The 17,260-nt window shown below is 69.2% G+C and carries 15 protein-coding genes; 2 read left to right on the forward strand and 13 right to left on the reverse strand.

All coding sequences use genetic code 11. The annotated features are described in order from the left end of the window. Nucleotides 1–3: 3 nt before the first annotated feature. From AC1ROY_RS25715 to AC1ROY_RS25775, 13 genes are all read right to left on the reverse strand, one after another. Nucleotides 4–1,509, reverse strand: coding sequence for an ABC transporter substrate-binding protein (locus AC1ROY_RS25715; protein ID WP_493151765.1), 1,506 nt, complete (start codon nucleotides 1,507–1,509; stop codon nucleotides 4–6). A gap of 14 nt (nucleotides 1,510–1,523) precedes the next feature. Then, a complete protein-coding gene (locus tag AC1ROY_RS25720) occupies nucleotides 1,524–2,594 on the reverse strand; it encodes an ABC transporter ATP-binding protein (RefSeq protein WP_493151766.1) in 1,071 nt (356 codons plus the stop codon). Continuing rightward, entirely contained in the window at nucleotides 2,591–3,616 is a 1,026-nt protein-coding gene (locus tag AC1ROY_RS25725; RefSeq protein WP_493151767.1) for an ABC transporter ATP-binding protein, read from the reverse strand. The genes AC1ROY_RS25720 and AC1ROY_RS25725 overlap by 4 nt, the downstream gene beginning before the upstream one ends. Before the next feature lie 31 nt (nucleotides 3,617–3,647). Further along, nucleotides 3,648–4,997 (reverse strand): LLM class flavin-dependent oxidoreductase, encoded by a 1,350-nt coding sequence (locus tag AC1ROY_RS25730; RefSeq protein WP_493151768.1) that lies wholly within the window; start codon nucleotides 4,995–4,997, stop codon nucleotides 3,648–3,650. Between the two features lie 142 nt (nucleotides 4,998–5,139). Then, on the reverse strand, nucleotides 5,140–6,291 hold the full coding sequence (locus AC1ROY_RS25735; RefSeq protein ID WP_493151769.1) for an LLM class flavin-dependent oxidoreductase: 1,152 nt from the start codon (nucleotides 6,289–6,291) through the stop codon (nucleotides 5,140–5,142). 11 nt (nucleotides 6,292–6,302) lie between these two features. Next, nucleotides 6,303–7,136 carry an alpha/beta hydrolase gene (locus AC1ROY_RS25740; protein ID WP_493151770.1) on the reverse strand — a complete coding sequence of 278 codons (834 nt, stop codon included), beginning with the start codon at nucleotides 7,134–7,136 and terminating at the stop codon, nucleotides 6,303–6,305. Beyond that, nucleotides 7,133–8,497, reverse strand: a complete 1,365-nt coding sequence (locus AC1ROY_RS25745) for an LLM class flavin-dependent oxidoreductase (RefSeq protein ID WP_493151771.1) — start codon at nucleotides 8,495–8,497, stop codon at nucleotides 7,133–7,135. Before AC1ROY_RS25745 ends, AC1ROY_RS25740 begins: the two co-directional genes overlap by 4 nt. Further along, complete coding sequence (locus AC1ROY_RS25750) at nucleotides 8,494–9,570, reverse strand: ABC transporter ATP-binding protein (RefSeq protein WP_493151772.1); 1,077 nt, start codon at nucleotides 9,568–9,570, stop codon at nucleotides 8,494–8,496. The genes AC1ROY_RS25745 and AC1ROY_RS25750 overlap by 4 nt, the downstream gene beginning before the upstream one ends. A 4-nt stretch (nucleotides 9,571–9,574) precedes the next feature. Beyond that, complete coding sequence (locus tag AC1ROY_RS25755; protein ID WP_493151773.1) at nucleotides 9,575–10,375, reverse strand: enoyl-CoA hydratase/isomerase family protein; 801 nt, start codon at nucleotides 10,373–10,375, stop codon at nucleotides 9,575–9,577. Further along, nucleotides 10,372–12,465 carry an acetate--CoA ligase family protein gene (locus AC1ROY_RS25760; protein WP_493151774.1) on the reverse strand — a complete coding sequence of 698 codons (2,094 nt, stop codon included), beginning with the start codon at nucleotides 12,463–12,465 and terminating at the stop codon, nucleotides 10,372–10,374. The genes AC1ROY_RS25755 and AC1ROY_RS25760 overlap by 4 nt, the downstream gene beginning before the upstream one ends. Nucleotides 12,466–12,468: 3 nt before the next feature. Continuing rightward, a complete protein-coding gene (locus AC1ROY_RS25765; RefSeq protein ID WP_493151775.1) occupies nucleotides 12,469–13,359 on the reverse strand; it encodes an ABC transporter permease in 891 nt (296 codons plus the stop codon). Beyond that, nucleotides 13,356–14,165, reverse strand: coding sequence for an ABC transporter permease (locus AC1ROY_RS25770; protein ID WP_493151776.1), 810 nt, complete (start codon nucleotides 14,163–14,165; stop codon nucleotides 13,356–13,358). The genes AC1ROY_RS25765 and AC1ROY_RS25770 overlap by 4 nt, the downstream gene beginning before the upstream one ends. Before the next feature lies 1 nt (nucleotide 14,166). Next, nucleotides 14,167–15,243, reverse strand: coding sequence for an ABC transporter substrate-binding protein (locus AC1ROY_RS25775; protein ID WP_493151777.1), 1,077 nt, complete (start codon nucleotides 15,241–15,243; stop codon nucleotides 14,167–14,169). 512 nt (nucleotides 15,244–15,755) lie between these two features. Here AC1ROY_RS25775 and AC1ROY_RS25780 point away from each other — a divergent pair. Further along, on the forward strand, nucleotides 15,756–16,598 hold the full coding sequence (locus AC1ROY_RS25780) for a CatB-related O-acetyltransferase (protein WP_493151778.1): 843 nt from the start codon (nucleotides 15,756–15,758) through the stop codon (nucleotides 16,596–16,598). 196 nt (nucleotides 16,599–16,794) lie between these two features. Next, on the forward strand, nucleotides 16,795–17,016 hold the full coding sequence (locus AC1ROY_RS25785) for a hypothetical protein (RefSeq protein WP_493151779.1): 222 nt from the start codon (nucleotides 16,795–16,797) through the stop codon (nucleotides 17,014–17,016). Nucleotides 17,017–17,260 lie beyond the last annotated feature (244 nt).

Below are 17,260 nucleotides of genomic sequence, written 5' to 3' on the forward strand. Positions count from 1 at the left end.
CGCCTATGGCAGCCGCAGCCCGATCACGCGGATCGTGGCGTCGGGATGCACGATGAAGCCCTGCACGCGGGTGCTGACGCCCGTGAAGGTGCGGCGGTGCCATAGCACAACGCTCGGCACGTCGTCGGCCAGGATCACGTTGGCCTGGCGGTACAACGTGCGGCGCTCCTCCTCCTCGGTGGCCTCGCGCGCGCGGTTGAGGATGCGGTCCAGCTCCTCGTTGCAGTAGCGCGAATCGTTCAGCGGCGCGTTGCAGGCGTAGTGCGAGTAGATGTTGCCGTCCGGATGCGGCCTGCCGCTCCAGAAGGCGAAGGCCGCGTCGAACTGCCCGCGGCGGGCAGTCTGCAGCAGCGAGGCATTGTCCTGCGTCTCGATGTTCATGGTGATGCCGGCCTCGGCCAGCATCGCCTGGAGGAACTGCGCCGCCTCCTGCCGCTCGCGCTCGGCGGGGACGAGGAGCGTGAAGGTGAGGTTGCTCGCGCCCGCCTCGCGCAGCAGGCGCCGCGCGGTGGGGAGGTCGCGCGCCGGCACGGGGCGATCGGGCGCGTAGTAGGGACTCTGCGGATTCACGAACTGGTTGCCGGCCAGGTAGTCGCCGTTGAACAGTGCCTGCACCAGCGCCTGCCGGTCGATGGCGAGGCTGACCGCACGGCGCACGCGCACGTCGCGAAAAATCCGCCCGCGCGGGCCGTTGTTCGAGTTGAGGCGGATGTTGTGGTAGCCGAGGTCCGGCGCCGAGACGACGGTGACGCGGGAATCGCCGCGCAGCTGCGGGATGTCGGTCGGCGTCAGGCGCTCGGCGATCTGCAGCTCGCCCGAGCGGAGTGCCGCGAGGCGCACCGTCGAATCGCTGATCGGCATGTAGTCGATGCGGTCGAGCAGCACGTTCTCGCGGTTCCAGTAGCCGTCGAAGCGCTGCACGACGATGCGGCCCTGCGGCACGCGCTCGACGAAGCGGAAGGGCCCGGCGCAGACGGGACGCGAGCCGAAGCGGTCGCCGAGCTCGCGCGCCGCCTTGGGCGAGACCATCATACCGGCGCGCTCGGCCAGGACGATGAGCAGGAGGTTGCTCTGCGGCTGCTTCAGCGCGATCCGGACGGTGAGCGGATCGACCACCTCGACCGAGGCCACGGCCGCGAGCTCGCTGCGCCGGATCGTGCCGGTCAGCGTCATGTGGCGCTCGAAGTTGAAGCGCACCGCCTCGGCGTCCAGCGGCTCGCCGTCATGGAACCGCAGGTTGGGGCGCAGCTTGAGGGTCACGGACATTCTGCCCGCCGCGACCTCGTAGCCCTCGGCGAGCTGCGGCACGAGCTGGAGATTGGTGTCCACGTCGAAGAGCTTGTCGCAGATGGCCGTCATCGGCTGGCGGCCGGCGGCGGTGCGGTTCAGCGTGGGGTCGAGCGTGTCGGGGTCCTCGGCGATGCCGATGCGCATCGTGCCCTGTGCTGCCGCGCCGAGGGCCCAGGTGGCGGCAAGCGCCGCGAGGGCCAGTGTCCGTAAGCTGCGCATCCGCGCCTCCTTGATCATTCGGTGAGGGCGCCCTGGGGCGCCGCGGGTTGGCGGAACCGTTCCAGCAGCCTCGCGAGGCGCGGGCCGACGGGGCGGGTCAGCGCCGGGCTCAGCCCGGGCCAGGGCGGAAGGGTCCGCCAATGGTGGCAGGCGACCGCCTGGCCGTCGGCCTCGGTGAGCTCCGGCGCCTGCGCGCGGCAGAGTTCGGTGGCGTAGGGGCAGCGGGGGTGGAAGTGACAGCCGGAGGGCGGATCGAGCGGGCTCGGCGGGTCGCCCTCCAGCACCGGACGCGGCGTGCCGCCGATCTCCGGCGCGGGCACGGCGTCGAGCAGAGCGCGCGTGTAGGGATGGCGCGGCCGGTCGAAGATCGCCTCCGTCGGGGCCGCCTCGACCAGGCGTCCGAGATACATCACCGCCACCCGGTGGGCGATGTAGCGCACGGCCATCAGGTCATGCGAGATGAACAGCAGCGCCACGCCGAGCTCCCGCTGAACCCGGCGCAGCAGGTTCAGGATCTGCGCCTGCACCGAGACGTCGAGCGCCGAGACCGGCTCGTCGCAGACGATGAGCTGCGGCTCCAGCGCCAGGGCGCGCGCGATGCCGATGCGCTGGCGCTGGCCGCCGGAGAACTCGTGCGGGTGGCGGCGCATATGGGCGGGGCTGAGGCCCACCATGGTCAGCAGCTCCGCCACGCGCTGGTCGATACCCGACCTCACGTCCACGCGGTGCACGACCAGCGGCTCGCCGATGATCTCCCGCACGGTCATGCTCGGATTCAGCGAGCTGAACGGGTCCTGGAAGATGAGCTGCAAGTTCCGCCGGCGCGAGATCATCTGTGCGGGGCTCAGCGCCATCAGCTCCTCGCCGCGGAAGGCGACGCTGCCGGAGGTCGGCTCCAGCAGCCGCAGCACCAGCCGCCCGGTGGTGGACTTGCCGCAGCCGCTCTCGCCGACAAGGCCGAGCGTCTCCCCTTCGGCGATGTCGAAGCTCACGCCGTCCACCGCCGCGACGCGGCTGCGACGGAAGGGTCCGCCGACGGGGAAGTGCTTGCGCAATCCGCGCACGCTGAGCATGGGCGCGCTCATGCGGCCAGCTCCAGCGGGGCCAGGTGGCAGGCCGCCGCATGGCCGGGACCGAGCTCGCGCAGCACCGGCTCTCTCTCGCGGCAGACGGCTTCCGCGAAGGGGCAGCGCGGCTCGAAGACGCAGCCGGGCGGCAGCCGCCGCAGGTCGGGCACGCTGCCCTCGATGCCGACCAGCGGCCGGTCCCCCGGCTCCGCCCGCGGCACGGCCCCGAGCAGGCCGATCGTGTAGGGATGCTCGGGTTCGGTCAGAAGGCGCGCCGCCGGCCCCTGCTCCACGACGCGGCCGGCATACATGACGGCGATCCGGTCCGCGAGGCCGGCGATCAGGCCGAGATTGTGCGAGATGAGCAGGATCGCCGTGCCGCGCTCCTGCTGGATGCTGCGCAGCAGCTCCATGATCTGCGCCTGCACCGTGACGTCGAGCGCGGTGGTCGGCTCGTCGGCGATGAGCAGGCGCGGGTCGCCGGCCAGCGCCATGGCGATCATCACGCGCTGGCGCATGCCGCCGGAGAGCCGGTGCGGATACTCGTCGAAGCGCTTTTCCGGCGACGGGATGCGCACCTGGCGCAGCAGCGCGATCGCGCGGTCGCGCGCCTCGCGCTTGCCAATGCGCTCATGTGCGCGGATCGCCTCGGCGATCTGGTCGCCCACGGTGAAGGCGGGGTTCAGCGAGCTCATCGGCTCCTGGAAGATCATCGAGAAGGCGCGGCCGCGCATGGCGCGCAGCGCGGCCGGCGCCAGGGTCAGCAGGTCCTCGCCCTCGAAGCGGATGCTCCCCCGCGTGATGCGCGCGGCTGGCTTCGGCAGGAGGCCCATGACGGCCAGCGAGCTGACGCTCTTGCCGCTGCCGGACTCGCCCACGATGCCAAGGCAGCCGCCTGCCGGCACGTCGAAGCTGACGCCTTGCAACGCCGGCACGACATGCCCGCGCGAGGCGAACTCGATGGCGAGGTCGCGGACCTGCAGCACGGGCTCCGCCTGCGGCACGCCGATCAGACCCTCCGGCGCCGTCATGTCCGGCATCGGACCTCCGCCGTGATGTGGAGGCCGGCCCTCACGCGGCGGAGGCGGCGGCGGTGGCGTGGCGCCCGGGCGGTCGCTTCAGGCCCATGTTCTCGCGCAGGGTCTTGCCCTCGTAGTCGAGGCGGAACAGGCCGCGCCGCTGCAGGATCGGCACCACCTGCTCCACGAAGACCTGGAGCTGCAGGGGGAAGTAGGGCGGCATGAGGTTGAAGCCGTCGCAGCCGCCCTCCGTGAACCATTGCTGCATGAGGTCGGCCAGCTGCTCCGGCGTGCCGACGAAGCTCTGGTGCGAGCGCGAGCGGGCGATGACGCGCGCGGTCTGCTCGATGGTGAGCCCCTGCTGCTCGGCCGTGGTGAGCAGCACGTCGGTGTTGGCCGTGGGCCGCTTCCAGGCGCGCACCTCGGCGATCGGCATGGGATCGCCGGGGTCGCGGTCATAGAGAGGAAAATTCAGGTTCTCGCTCAGCATCCAGATCGCGACCTCCGGGTGCACCAGCTCGGCCAGTTCCTTCTCCAGCTTCTGCGCTTCCTCCTCCGTCGAGCCGAGCAGCGGCGAGAGGCCGGGCATGATCACCAGCTGGTCCGGATCGCGCCCGTACTTGCGCATGCGCGCATGGGTGCCGGAGCGAAAGGCCTGCGCCTCGGGCAGCCGGGTCTGCGCGGTGAAGATCGCCTCGGCCACCTGGGCCGCGAATTCCAGCCCGGGCGGCGAGCCGCCGGCCTGCACCATCACCGGCCAGCCCTGGACCGGCCGCGGCTGCCGCAGCGGGCCCTGCACGGAAAAGCTCGGGCTGCGGTGGTTCGCGGCATGGATGCGCGCGGGATCGAGGTAGCGCCCGCCGGCGCGGTCGTCGAGCAGGGCGCCGTCCTCCCAGCTGTCCCAGAGGGCGGTGCAGGCGTCCACGAACTCCTTGCCGCGGATGTAGCGGTCGGCCTTCTCCATCGCCTTGTCGCGGCTGAAGTTCATCGAGGCCCGGTCCTCCCAGGTGGTCACGATGTTCCACCCGGCGCGGCCGTTGCTGACATGGTCGAGCGTCGCGAACTTGGAGGCAATGGCGTAGGGCTCGTGGTAGGTCGTGGAGAGCGTGCCGACCAGCCCGAGATGCTCCGTCACCGAGGAGACCGCCGAGAGCAGCGAGACCGGATCGGGGTTGGAGATGGCCTGCCGCCCGAAGAAGCGGCCGTCCTTCTCGCGGGTGAAGAGCGTGTCGCCGACGAAGAGCAGGTCGAGTTTCCCGCGCTCGGCGAGCTGCGCCATCTCCTTGTAGAAGGCGAATTCCGCGACGCCGGAGGCCGGCGTGGAGGGATGCCGCCAGCCCGCGATGTGGTGCCCGCCCGGATAGGTGAACAGGCCGAGGTGAAGCTGCCTGCGTTGCGCCATCACACGCTCTCCCTTTCTATGCCCTCAGACGCCGGGCGCGCGCTCCGCGCGCTTGGCTTCGCCGCGCCGCTGGCGCACCCGGCCGGAAGGTGAGTTGGGCGGCGCCGGCCGCTATGCGGCCGGATGCCCCGTGCCCAGCGCATCATGCCGCCACCGCGACCTGCGGGCGCTTCAGGCCCAGCGTCTCGCGCAGCGTGCCGGCGGCGGGCTGCGTGCGGAAAAGCCCGCGCCGCTGCAGCTCCGGCACGACGCGGCCCGTCAGCAGGGCGAGGTCGTCGGTCAGCACCGGCGGCAGGATGTTGAAGCCATCGCAGACGCCCGCCGCATGCCAGGCCGCAAGCTCGTCGCAAAAGGCGTCGACGCTGCCGACGAAGCGGCGCGGCGCCGCGTCCGCCGGCAGGGCGGCGAGCGAGCGCGCCAGCTCGGGCGTGATCTCGACGTCGAGCGAGGCCGCGCGGCGCTGCGCTTCCGCCGGCGATGCCGCGAGGATGGGCATCACGGACATCAGGATGCGCAGATCCCCGGCGGCCCGACCGGCCTCCACCACCTGCTGCCGCAGGCTGGCCGAGAGAGCGCGTGCCTCGTCGAGCGTGCGGCAGGAGGCGAGGAAGACATCGGCCGTCGCGGCGGCCAGGCGCAGGCCGGGCGGCGAGGCGTCGCGCATCGCGATCACCGGCCATCCCTGGCGCGGGTGCATGGCGACGAGCGGACCGCGCACCGAGAAGTGGCGGCCCGCATGGTTGATCGGATTGATCACGCTGGAATCAGCGAACCAGCCGGTCTCCTTGTCGGCCAGGATGGCGCCTTCGCCCCAGCTGCCCCAGAGCTTGGTCGCGACCTCAATGTACTCGGCCGCGCGCTCGTATTGCTCCGCCTCGGTCAGCGGCGGCCGATGCGCGAAGTCGGCCTCCTGCTGGTCCATGCCCTCGAGGTCCACGAGAAAGGCCGTCCGCCCACCGGAGAAGCGGTCCGTCACCGCGAAGGCCCGGGCCGTGTGGAAGGGCTCGGTGTGCCGCAGATAGACCGAGGCACCGAGGCCGATGCGCGAAGTGTGCCCGATGAGCGAGGCGATGAGCGGCAGCGGGTCGAGCTGGAGCGTATCGGCCGCGCCGCCTAGCGTGTGGGCCGGCGTGGCGCCCGAGGGGCCGAAGAACACCGCGTCGAGCAGGCCCGCCTCCGCCTGCCGGACCAGCGGCCGGTAGTCGGGCGCGCGGCCCGGGGCGGCCTGGAGCGAGGCGACGCGCCAGGCGGCGGGATGCGCGCCATGGCCGTTCAGGGATGTCGTGAGGTGCATGGGGTGGTCCGTCATCGGGCTTGGGCTGCCATGAGGTCACGCGCGGCGCGCGCCAGCTCGCCCTCCGGCTGGCGCAGTGCGGCGAGCACGCTGAAATGATCCGCACCGGCGACCGGCAGCAGCGGCCCGGGCAGTCCGGCGGCGGCGCGCTTGGCGTGGAAGTCGCGCGACTGCCGTTGCAGCTCCGGCAGCTCGGCGGTGCCGTAGGCGATCGCGATCGGCTTCGCGACGGAGGGGCGGCGGATCGGCGAGAGGATCTCGATCTCCTCCGGCAGAAGCGAGAGCGCGGTGTTCAGGCGGGTGCCGGCGATCGGCTCCAGGTCGAAGACGCCGGAGATGGCGAGCACGGCCGTCACCAGCGGATGCTCAGCCAGCAGCGCCGCCAGGTGCCCGCCGGCCGACCAACCGGAGAGCAGCACCGGCCCCGCGATGCCGTGCGCCGGGCCTTCGGCGGCGAGCCAGTCCATGGCCTGGCGCATCTCGGCGGCGATGGCGGTCAGGCTGGCCTGCGGCGCCAGCGTGTGGCTCGGCAGCGCGGCAGACCAGCCGGCCGCGCGCAGCCCGTCCGCCATGCAGGAAAAGCCCTGGCGGCTGTTCATCTGCCAGTAGCCGCCATGGATGAAGACGAAGCACGGCGCCTTGGGATCGGCGGCGGGGAAGAGGTCCCAGGCCTGCCGCTCGCCCGGCCCATAGGGCTGGTCCATCCCGGCCGGCGCCTCCTCGCGGCGCAGGGCGGAATCGGCGGCCCAGCCGGTGACGATGGCGCGCGCGCCCTCAACCGCGCCGGCATTGTCGTAGGCGGCGCTCAGCGCCTCGGGAGTCATGTCGCGCCAGTCCATGGTCATGCCGACTTCCGCGCCGCCGCGTAGCGGTTCTCCGGCCGCGCGAGGCCGAGATGTTCGCGCAGCGTCGTGCCCTCGTAATCGGCGCGGAACACGCCGCGCTCCTGCAGCACGGGGATGACGAGGTCCACGAACTCGTCCAGCCCTTCCGGCAGATAGGGCGGCTGGATCAGGTAGCCGTCCACGCCATGGGCCTCGAACCAGGACTGCATCTGGTCCGCGATCTCCTCGGGATTGCCGAGGATGGTGCGCTGGCCGCGCGCGCCGGCGTATCGCTCGTAGAGCTGCCGGATGGTGAGGTTGTCCTTGCGCGCCCAGGCCAGGACGTTGCGCATCTGCGTCTGCCCGCCCTCGGTGCTCATCCCGTCCAGCTCGGCGGGCAGCGGGCCGTCGAGGTCGCAGTTTTTCAGGTTGTAACCGCCGAGCGCGTTGGACAGCAGCTCCAGCCCCACACTCGGATGGATCAGCGACTGCAGGTAGCGGTGCTTCTCGTGGGCTTCCGCGGTCGTGCGGCCGATCACCGGGTTGAGGCCGGGCATGATCTTCAGCTGGTCCGGGTTCCGGCCGTACTTCGCCATGCGGCCCTTCACGTCCTTGTAGAAGGACTGCGCCATCTCCAGCGTGTGCAGCGGCGTGAAGACGGCCTCGCAGGTGCCGGCCGCGAGCTCGCGTCCCGGCTCGGAGCCGCCCGCCTGGAACAGCACCGGATGGCCCTGCGGCGGCCGCGCGGCGTTCAGCGGCCCGCGCACGGAAAAATGCTCGCCGCGGTGGTCCAGCGTGTGCAGCTTCGCCGGGTCGAAGTAGCGCTGCGTCGCGCGATCGCGGAGGAACGCGTCGTCCTCCCAACTGTCCCAGAGCCCGCGGACCACCGCGGCGAATTCGACGGCGCGGTCGTAGCGCTCGTCATGGCCGTAGTGGCTGTCGCGGCTGAAGTTGAGCGCGCCCGCGCCGCCCGCTGACGTGACGACATTCCAGCCCGCGCGCCCGCCGCTGATGTGGTCGAGCGAGGCGAATTTTCTGGCGACGTTGTAGGGCTCATTGAAGCTGGTGGAGGCCGTTGCGACCAGGCCGATGCGGCTTGTCATCGCCGCGATGCCGGAGAGCAGGGTCAGCGGCTCGAAATAGACGAGGTATTGCGGCCAGCGGCTCAACGCCTCCATGTCGCCCTCGCGGACCGCGGCACCGTCGGCCAGGAACATCAGGTCGAACTTTCCGCGCTCAGCCGTCTGCGCGAGGCTGACGTAGTGCCGGAAGTTGGTGCCCGCATCGATCTGCGAGCCGGGATGCAGCCAGGCCGCCACGTGGTGGCCGGTCGGATGGAAGAAGGCCCCGAGATGCATCTGGTCCGGGCGGTTGCGGTTCATGACGGAACTCCGGTCGGCGGGATGGGCCAGGATTTTTCCGGCGCCCACCAGACCGGCAGCGGCGCGCCCTCGCGCGCGGCTGACAGCGCCGAGGTGGCAGAGCGGATGCGGATCTCGCGGCCGCCATGCTGCGCCAGGATCAGAATGCCTGCGCCCATGTTCAGCACGCCGGTGACCTGCACGGTCATCCGGTTCGCCGGGCGCCCGTCGGGCGGCTCGCCGAGCTCGATGTCCTCGGGCCGCACCAGGACGCAGGCCTCGCCCTGGCCGTCGGGCAGGATGGGATTACCGGCGAGGACGCGCAGGCCGTCGCCGCCGCGCAGCTCGGTCGGCGCCTCGCCGAGGCGGCCCTCCAGGATGTTGCTGTCGCCGATGAAGCTGGCGGCGAAGCGGCTCGCCGGGCGGGCATAGACGTCGAGCGGCGCGCCGACCTGCTCGATCCGCCCGCGGTTGAACACAACGATGCGGTCGGAGAGCGTCATCGCCTCGGTCTGGTCGTGCGTCACGTAGAGCGTGGTGATGCCGACCTGGCGGTGGATGCGACGCAGCTCGATCTGCATCTGCTCGCGCAGGTTCTTGTCCAGCGCGGAGAGCGGCTCGTCGAGCAGCAGCAGCTTCGGCTCGTAGACCAGGGCGCGGGCCAGGGCCACGCGCTGCTGCTGCCCGCCGGAGAGCTGCTTCGGCAGCCGGTCCGCCTTGTCCGCGAGTCCGACCAGCGCCAGTGCGCGGCCGACCGCGGCGCCGACCTCGGCCTTCGGGCGGCGGCGGACCTTCAGCGGGAAGGCGACATTCTCGGCAATCGTGAGGTGCGGGAAGAGCGCGTAGTTCTGGAACACCATGCCGATGTCGCGCTGGTTGGGCGGCACGTGCTCCACATGGCGGCCGGCGAGCAGGATGCTGCCGCCGCTCGGCTCCTCGAAGCCCGCGATCATCATCAGCGTGGTCGTCTTGCCCGAGCCGCTGGGGCCGAGAAGGCTGACGAACTCGCCGGCCTGCACCTCCAGCGAGGCGCCGATCACGGCCTGCACGCCGCCGTAGCGCTTGGACACGTCCACCAGGTGGAGATGGGACATCGCTTCAGCTCCCGAGCAGCGCATCGCGGTGGCGGATGTAGTCCCGGAAGCCGCGCGCCAGGACCTCGGCGCGGTAGACCTTCGCGGTGGGCGAGTCCTGGCCGTAGAGGGGCGCGATGGCATCCACGCCGTCGCGCAGCGCGTCCAGGAAGCCGGCGCGCTCCATCCCGCCGTTCACCGCTCGCTTCACCGCGGCGAGCGCGGCCGGGTGGAGATGCGTTAGCGGGCGGACGGCGGCGAGTGCGGCATCGAAAAAGCCCTCAGCGGGCAGCACCTCGTTCACGAGGCCGCAGTCGAACGCAGCCTTCGCATCGAGCTTGCGGCCGAAGAAGAGCAGCTCCTTCGCGCGGCGGATGCCGATGATCCAGGGCAGGATGGTGACGGAGGCGGGGTTCCAGTAGCGGATTTCCGGCTCGCCGAAGCTCGACCGCTCGGAGGCGATCACGAGGTCGCAAAGGCTCGCCAGGATGCAGCCCGCGCCGAGCGCATAGCCGTCCACCGCCGCGATCACGGGCTTTCGCGCGTGCCAGACGGCGAGGAAGCTCTCGAGATTGGCGCGCAGACGTTCCTGCACCGGCGCGGTGCTGGCGCTGCCGCCGCCGGTCATGTCAAAGCCGGTGGAGAAGGCGCGGCCGCCAGCGCCGGTGATGACGGTGGCGGAGATACCGTCATCCTCGTCGGCGGCGCGCAGGCGTGTCGCGATCGCCGCCAGCATGCCGGCATCGAGCGCGTTCAGCTTCTCGGGCTTGTTCAGGGTGAGGACGAGAATCCGGCCATGGGGCTCGGCGAGGAGGGTGTCGGTCATGGGGTTCCTGCCTGCACGGCCAGCAGCGCGTCGAGGATGACGGGCTCCGCCTGTCCGGGGACGAGCCGGACGGGGTTGAGCTCGATCAGGGAGAAGCGGCCGGTGGCGTAAAAATCACCCAGCGACTCGGCGAAGCGGACCACGGGTCCGACGCCGCCGAACATCGCGCCGGAGGCCGAGGCGAGGAAGCGGCCGACGGCGCTTTCCTCCAGCAGGGAGGCGACCTCGCCCTCGCGCGAGGGCAGCGGGATCGCGACGACGTCGCGCACCGCCTCCAGCAGGAAGCCGCCGAGGCCTAGGGTGAGCATGGGGCCGCTTTCGGGATCGGTGCTCGCGGCCAGGAAGAGATCGATTCCGGCCGGCGTCATGCGCTCGACGAGGAGAGGAGCGGCGGCGCAGTCGGGGAAGTGCTCGAGCAGCTTCGCGCGGATGCGCGCGGCGGCCTGGCGCACGGCATCGGCGTCCGCGAGGTCGAGCGCGACGAGGCCATAGGGCGTGCGGTGCGGGATGCGGTCCTCGATCACCTTCAGCGCGACCGGGAAGCCCAGCTCGGCTGCCACCGCCGCGGGATCGCCGTCCGGAGCGACCAGATCGCCCGGTGGGACGGCGAAGCCGTGGCGTTGCAGGAGGGTCTTGGCCGCGACCTCGTGCTGCCACCCCGGCGCGGCCAGCTCCGGCAGGAAGACGGCCGCCGGGCGGGGTGCCATGGCCCTCGCCTCGCGCCACGCCGCTGCCTTGGAGATGGCGCGCAGGGCCGGCTCGATGCCGCTGAGCTGTGCGGCACCGTTCGCGGAGAGCCGGTCCACATTCTCCTGACGGAACAAGCCGAAGCGGGAGCTCAACAGGAAAAACGGCTTGTCGCAGGCCGCGGAGATGTCGAGCAGCGCGTCCACGTAGCGCGTGGGCCGCGTCGGCTGGCCGTCCATGGTGTCGGTGATCAGCGCGACGGCGCCATGCGCCTCGGAGCCCGCGAAGGCGGCGAGGCCGGCGCGGAGGTTCGTCTCGAAATCGCCGTTGCCCCAGGCGTCGATCGGATTGCCCGGTCCCGTGAAGGGCCCGATCACGCCGGTCAGCGCCTCGCGCGCCGCCTCGGGCATCGGCGGCAGCGCGACCTGGCTGCGGCCCGCCGTGTCGAGCGCGTATTCCACATGCCCGCCCGAGGGGCTGACGATGCCGATCCCCCGGCCGCGCGGCAGCCGCGCCGCGCGCAGGCAGACGATGGTCTCGGTCAGCTCCTCCAGCGTCGCGACCTCGATCGCGCCGTGGCGGCGCAGCAGCGCGGAGAAGACGCGCGCGTCGCCGGCGATGCCGCCGGTATGGCCGAGCGCCGCCTGCCGGCTCGCCTCTACCTTGCCGACCTTCAGCACGACCACCGGCTTGCCGCTGATGCGGGCGAGGTCGAGCGCGGCGGTGAAGCCCGCCATGTCCCGCACCGCCTCCAGGAACAGCGCGATGACGCTTGTGTCCGGATCCTCCGCCAGCGCGGCGAGGTACTGCGCGGCGCCCAGCACCGCCTCGGCGCCGGTGGAGATCACGTGGCTGTAGCCGTAGCGCCGGCAATCCGTGAGCAGGCCGATCGCCATGGAGCCGCTCTGCGTGATCAGGCCGACATCGCCCTTCACCGGCGCCGCGTCCAGCAGCTGGCCGAGGTAGAGCGTCGAGTGCGAGGCGGGATTGAGCACGCCCATGCAGTCGGGCCCGCCGAAGGCGATATTCGCGCTGGCGCAGACCTCCTGGATCACCTCGATGGAGGGCCGCCCCTGGTACAGCGTGCGCTGGACACCGCTGGCATAGGAGACGACCGCCTTCACCCCGGCGGCGGCGGCATCGACCACCGCCTCGGCCACGCGCTCCGGCGCCACGCAGAGCGCCGCGGCCTCGGGCGGCGTGCCCAGCGCCGAGAGCGAGGGCGCACAGGCCAGCCCGAAGACGCGATCGCGGCCCGGATTCACCGGATGGACCGGTCCCTCGAAGCCCATCGCCTGGAGCGAGGCGAAGATGCGCCCCGAGGGCCCCGGTCGGTCCGAGGCGCCGACGATGGCGATGCTGCGGGGCGCCAGCAGCGAGCGGAGATCGGGGGAGAAGGTCATGCGCTAGCGGACGATCCGGTCGAGGCCGACGAGCCGGTCGTAGAGCGTCAGCAGGACCAGGATGGCGGCGAGCAGCACCATGGACAGCGCCGAGGCGCTGCCGAAGTCGAGCGTGCTCTCCACCTCGTTGGCGATGAGGCTCGCGATCATCATGTCGCGCGGCGAGCCGAGCAGCGTCGGCGTCACGTAGAAGCCCACGCAGAAGATAAAGACCAGCAGGCAGCCGCTCACCACCGCCGGCAGCGAGAGCGGCAGGATCACGCGGCAAAAAGTCTGCTGCCGGCTGGCGCCCAGGCTGTGCGCGGCGCGGACCAGGTTGGGGTCGATCCGCGCCAGCACGACGTAGAGCGTCAGCACCATGTAGGGCAGCAGGATATGCGTCATGGCGATGAGCGAGGCTGACGTGGTGAAGAGCAGCACCGGCGGCGGCTCGATGCCCAGCCAGCGCGCGATCGCCGTCACCGGCCCGCGGCTGCCCAGGATCACCTGCCAGGCATAGGTACGGACGAGAAAACTGATCCAGAAGCACAGCCCGCAGACGGCCAGCAGCAGCGCGCCCACCAGCCCGCCCTTGCGCGCCATATAGTAGGCGAGCGGATAGCCGAGCAGCAGGCAGAAGACCGTGACCGTCGCGGCGACGATCACCGTGCGGAGGTAGACGCGCAGGTAGATCGGGTCGGTCGCGATCAGCTCGTAGTTCTGCGGCCCGAGCTCCGGCTCGGAGACGCTCATCCAGAAGGTGTTCGCCAGCGGCACGCCGAAGACCACGATCAGGTAGATGATGGCAGGCAACAGCAGCACCCAGGTCGGCACGCCGCGCCAGGCCCGGCGCGGTGCCGCCTCGCTGGCGGCACCCATCATCGCGGGCAGGACCGCTTCGGTGGAGGCGTTCATCGCCGGGCCTCCACGGCCGCCTGGCGATGGCGCAGCAGTGCGGCGCCCACCATGACGGCCAGCGCGATGCCGATCATCAGCGTGGACACCACCGCCACCACCGGGTCGGCCTCCAGATGCATGCTGGAGAACATCCGCCGCGGCAGGGTCGAGGCCTCGCGGCTGGAGATGAAGAGCGAGATGGTCGCCTCGTCGAAGGAGTGGATGAAGGCGAAGAAGCCGGCGAGCAGGAAGGCCGGCCGCAGCAGCGGCAGCGTGACATGGATGAAGGTCTGCGCCGGCGTCGCGCCGCAGATGATGGCCGCGCGCTCCAGGTTGCGGTCGAAGTTCCGCAGCGAGGCGGACATCGCGATGAGCACGACCGGGATCGAGACGCAGGTGTGGGCGAGGATGATGCCCGTGTAGGTCTGGTTCAGGTTCAGCCGGCCGAAGACGGCGTAGTAGCTGATCGCCATGATGATGCTGGGCACCAGCATCGGCACCAGCAGCAGGATCTGCAGCGCGCGACGCGCGGCGAACTCGCGCCGGTTGACCGCGAAGGCGGCCGGCGTGGCGACTGCCAGCGTGAGCGCGCTGGAGATCAGCCCGACCAGGAAGCTGTTGAAGGTCGGCCGCAACCAGTCGAGCTCGGTGAAGTAGGTGCGGTAATGGCCCAGCCAGTAGCTCGGCGGCGGGAACTCGAAGGAATTCGCCGCGCTGAAGGACATGGGCACGATGATGACGATCGGCGCAAGGATGAAGGCCGCCACCGCGAAGGCGGCGACGGCAGTGCCGAGGCTCGGCGCCTCCAGGCTGCGCGCGCTCATGCTACTGCTGCAGCCACCGGTCGAAGCGCCGCGAGATCGGCGTCAGGACGCGGCCCATCTCGGCGCCGTCGTATTCGATGGCGCGCGGCATGTAGCGCTCGTTGGTGGGCATGGTCTCGGCCGCGGCGGCGTCGATGAACTCGAAGGCGCGCGGGTTGAGCGGGCCGTAGAAGCCGTCGATGCAGAAGCCGGCATTGTTGCGCGGCTCCAGGGCGAAGTTGATGAACTGCCAGGCGAAGGAGGCGCGCGGCGTGCCCTTCGAGACGATCCAGTAGGTGCGGTCCAGCGTGAAGTCGTTCCAGATGATCTCGACCGGCGCGCCGGTGCGGGCCAGCGCCACGCCATGGGCGTGCCAGATCGCCGCCGCGCCGACCTCGCCGTCGCCGAGGAGCTGGCGGATCTGCGGGCCGGTGGTCCACCAGACGCGCACCTGCTGCTTGATCCTGTCCAGGCTGCGGAACACGCGGTCCACGTCGATCGGGTAGAGCTTGTCGCGCGGCACGCCGTCGGCGAGCAGGGCGAAGACGATGGTCTGCGAGAGCGTCCGGCCGAGCGAGCGCGGGCCGGGATATTTCTGGACGTCCCAGAAATCCTGCCAGCTCTGCATGCTGCCGGCCGGCACCTTCGAGGTGTTGATGCAGATGTTCGTGGAATAGGCGTGGTTGCCGACGGCGTTCTCGAAGACGAGCTCGGCGGGCACGGCGCTGCGGTCGAAGAGGTTGAAGTCGATCGGCTCCAACAGGTTCGACGCCATGGCCTGCACGACGTTGGGCGCGTTGATGGTGGCGATGTCGAACTCGTAGGAGCCGGTGCGGGCCTGCATCGCGAGCTTCGCGAAGGAGGCTCCGGGTGCGGTCCGGATCTCGATGCCGGTGCGCTGCGTGAAAGGATCGAAGAGGTTCTTGCGCGCCGCGGCCTCCCAGGAGCCGCCCTGGGAATTGATGTAGAGCACGCGTCCCTGTGCCCGCAGCAGCCGCGGTGCCGCCAGCGTTGCGAGGCCGGCGGCGGCCGCCATCACCTGGCGGCGCATGGGGCGCACCGCACCGGATTCGAGGTCTTGGTCTGCGGCGGATGACATCCCGAAACACTCCCTGTCGGCGGCTTCACTGTCGCTGCGGCGATCGCCGGCCTGGGGACGCATGGCCAGGCCAGATATCAAGCATGCGTGATAAACGGCTCAGCAATCGGCGTGCCAGTGATCCCGAGACAGTGCGAAGCCACAAGCGATACGCCGCATGCGGGCGAGCGGCGCCCGGCCCGTGCGCGTCCCTGCATCGAGAGGCGTCATCCGCTGTCGCGCTGTCCGCTTTTGATGCATTCCTCGATGGAGAATGCTTACGGCCCACGCTGCGCGGCGCTGCAGGTCCTTATGAGGATTGCCGAACGCCTGTGTTATGTCGTTGACGCGGAGGTGAGCCACCATGCGATGGCTCCTCCGCATGACCGGCTCGCGCTCGGCGTCACGATGCATCTCGCTGGCGGGCACGAGTTGGGTGCCCAACATTTTATATTCGCAACTATTATATGGACTGGATGGCCACTTTCTGCCTCACTCTAAACTGAAATTTATTTTGGGCTTGGGAGCTTTTGATGGACGATCCCGCTAAAGAGGCAAATTTTAGGGAAGACGAAAAATTCCTACATTTTCGGATCACCGCAAATTTAGCCCGCACCCTCGAGGATCTTCGGATTTTTCGCCGGATCAAAAGGGAGCCATTTAAAGATGAACGGCAGGTTATTAGCTGGTTAAAGGCCGGGAAAATAGAACCCTACACAGCATTTTCTCGTAATTTCTCCTATCCGCATACTTTAGGTTCGTATTCTTACAGCTATTCCCAATTAAATTCGGAGATGAGTGTTGGAAGATACTGCTCCATAGCAGCAGGTTTACAAATTTTTGGCCGACAGCATCCGATCACACACGTCTCTACATCAATCATCACGTATGATTCGCGATCTCCTTTCGTGCAGATTTCGATGATGGACAGTGGTGTATCGAATGTCGATTTTCCGTTTCCGGAACAAAAGAAAATCCCGACTATAGAGCACGATGTGTGGATCGGAGGAAACGTAACTTTAGCCAGAGGAATTAACATAGGAACGGGATCTATTGTTGCAGCAAACTCCGTGGTGACAAAAAATGTACCTCCGTACATGATTGTAGGTGGAAATCCAGCACGCGCCATCCGCCAACGCTTTGACGATACCATTTGCGAGCGTCTCCTGACATCGCAATGGTGGCGCTATAATTGGACGGATCTCGTGCGACTCGATCTTCACAACCCGGCGAAATTTGTTGGAAAATTCGAGGATAACGAGGCCAAGGGCCATCTGAATTTATACGATCCCGGGCCCATTTCCTGGGAAACCATCAAGGATGCGATCATAACTGGCCATGTCTCGAAGGCCCCAGACCAAACCTCGGCGGTCTAGGCAGGGCAGCCACTGGCCCTTATCGACATGACCATCGAAGCCGCTCCCATGTCGACGCGTGCTCGAAATCTGGGAGCGTGCCGACAACCGCACAAGCGACCTCGATGCCTTTCTGGCAAATGAGAAATCGATGAGGAATAACGAGTTGCGCTGAACGTTTCAGAGTTGGAGTGTCTCCGCGAACAGGAACTCCGATATGGCTTCAGAGAACGACAGTCCCGCTGGCTTCGCGGCAATGCAAATCGTCGCAGCACTGATGCTGGAATTGCGGCGGGAAGGACCTCTCTACGTTCCAGGGTTTGAGCGTGTGCTCAACGCGGCTCAAGAGGTCGTCGAGAAGAGGGATGACGGGGAAGCGGCCATGCTCATTGCAGCGCTGCGAAAGCGCGGAAGCGAAGATGCCCCTCCTGAATTTTAGCGACAGCGCAAGGGGTCGCTCCTACGGAGGGTGGACACGGCAATGGCCCGACGCGGGTCTCCACCCAAGGTCCTGAGCGAGGCAAAGCCGGAGCGGCTCTAAGCCGTGTCGACGCACCACCGCTCCCGGCGGCTTGAGGGCCAGCACGACAAGACCGTGGTCGGCTGGGCGCGGGCGGCTAGGCTCAGGACTCATTGATTAGATCCAGAAGATGACGGCTGCTGCGATGCAGATGGCTGAGAAG

This window comes from Roseococcus sp. GW821-FHT12F05 (genome assembly GCF_058806835.1).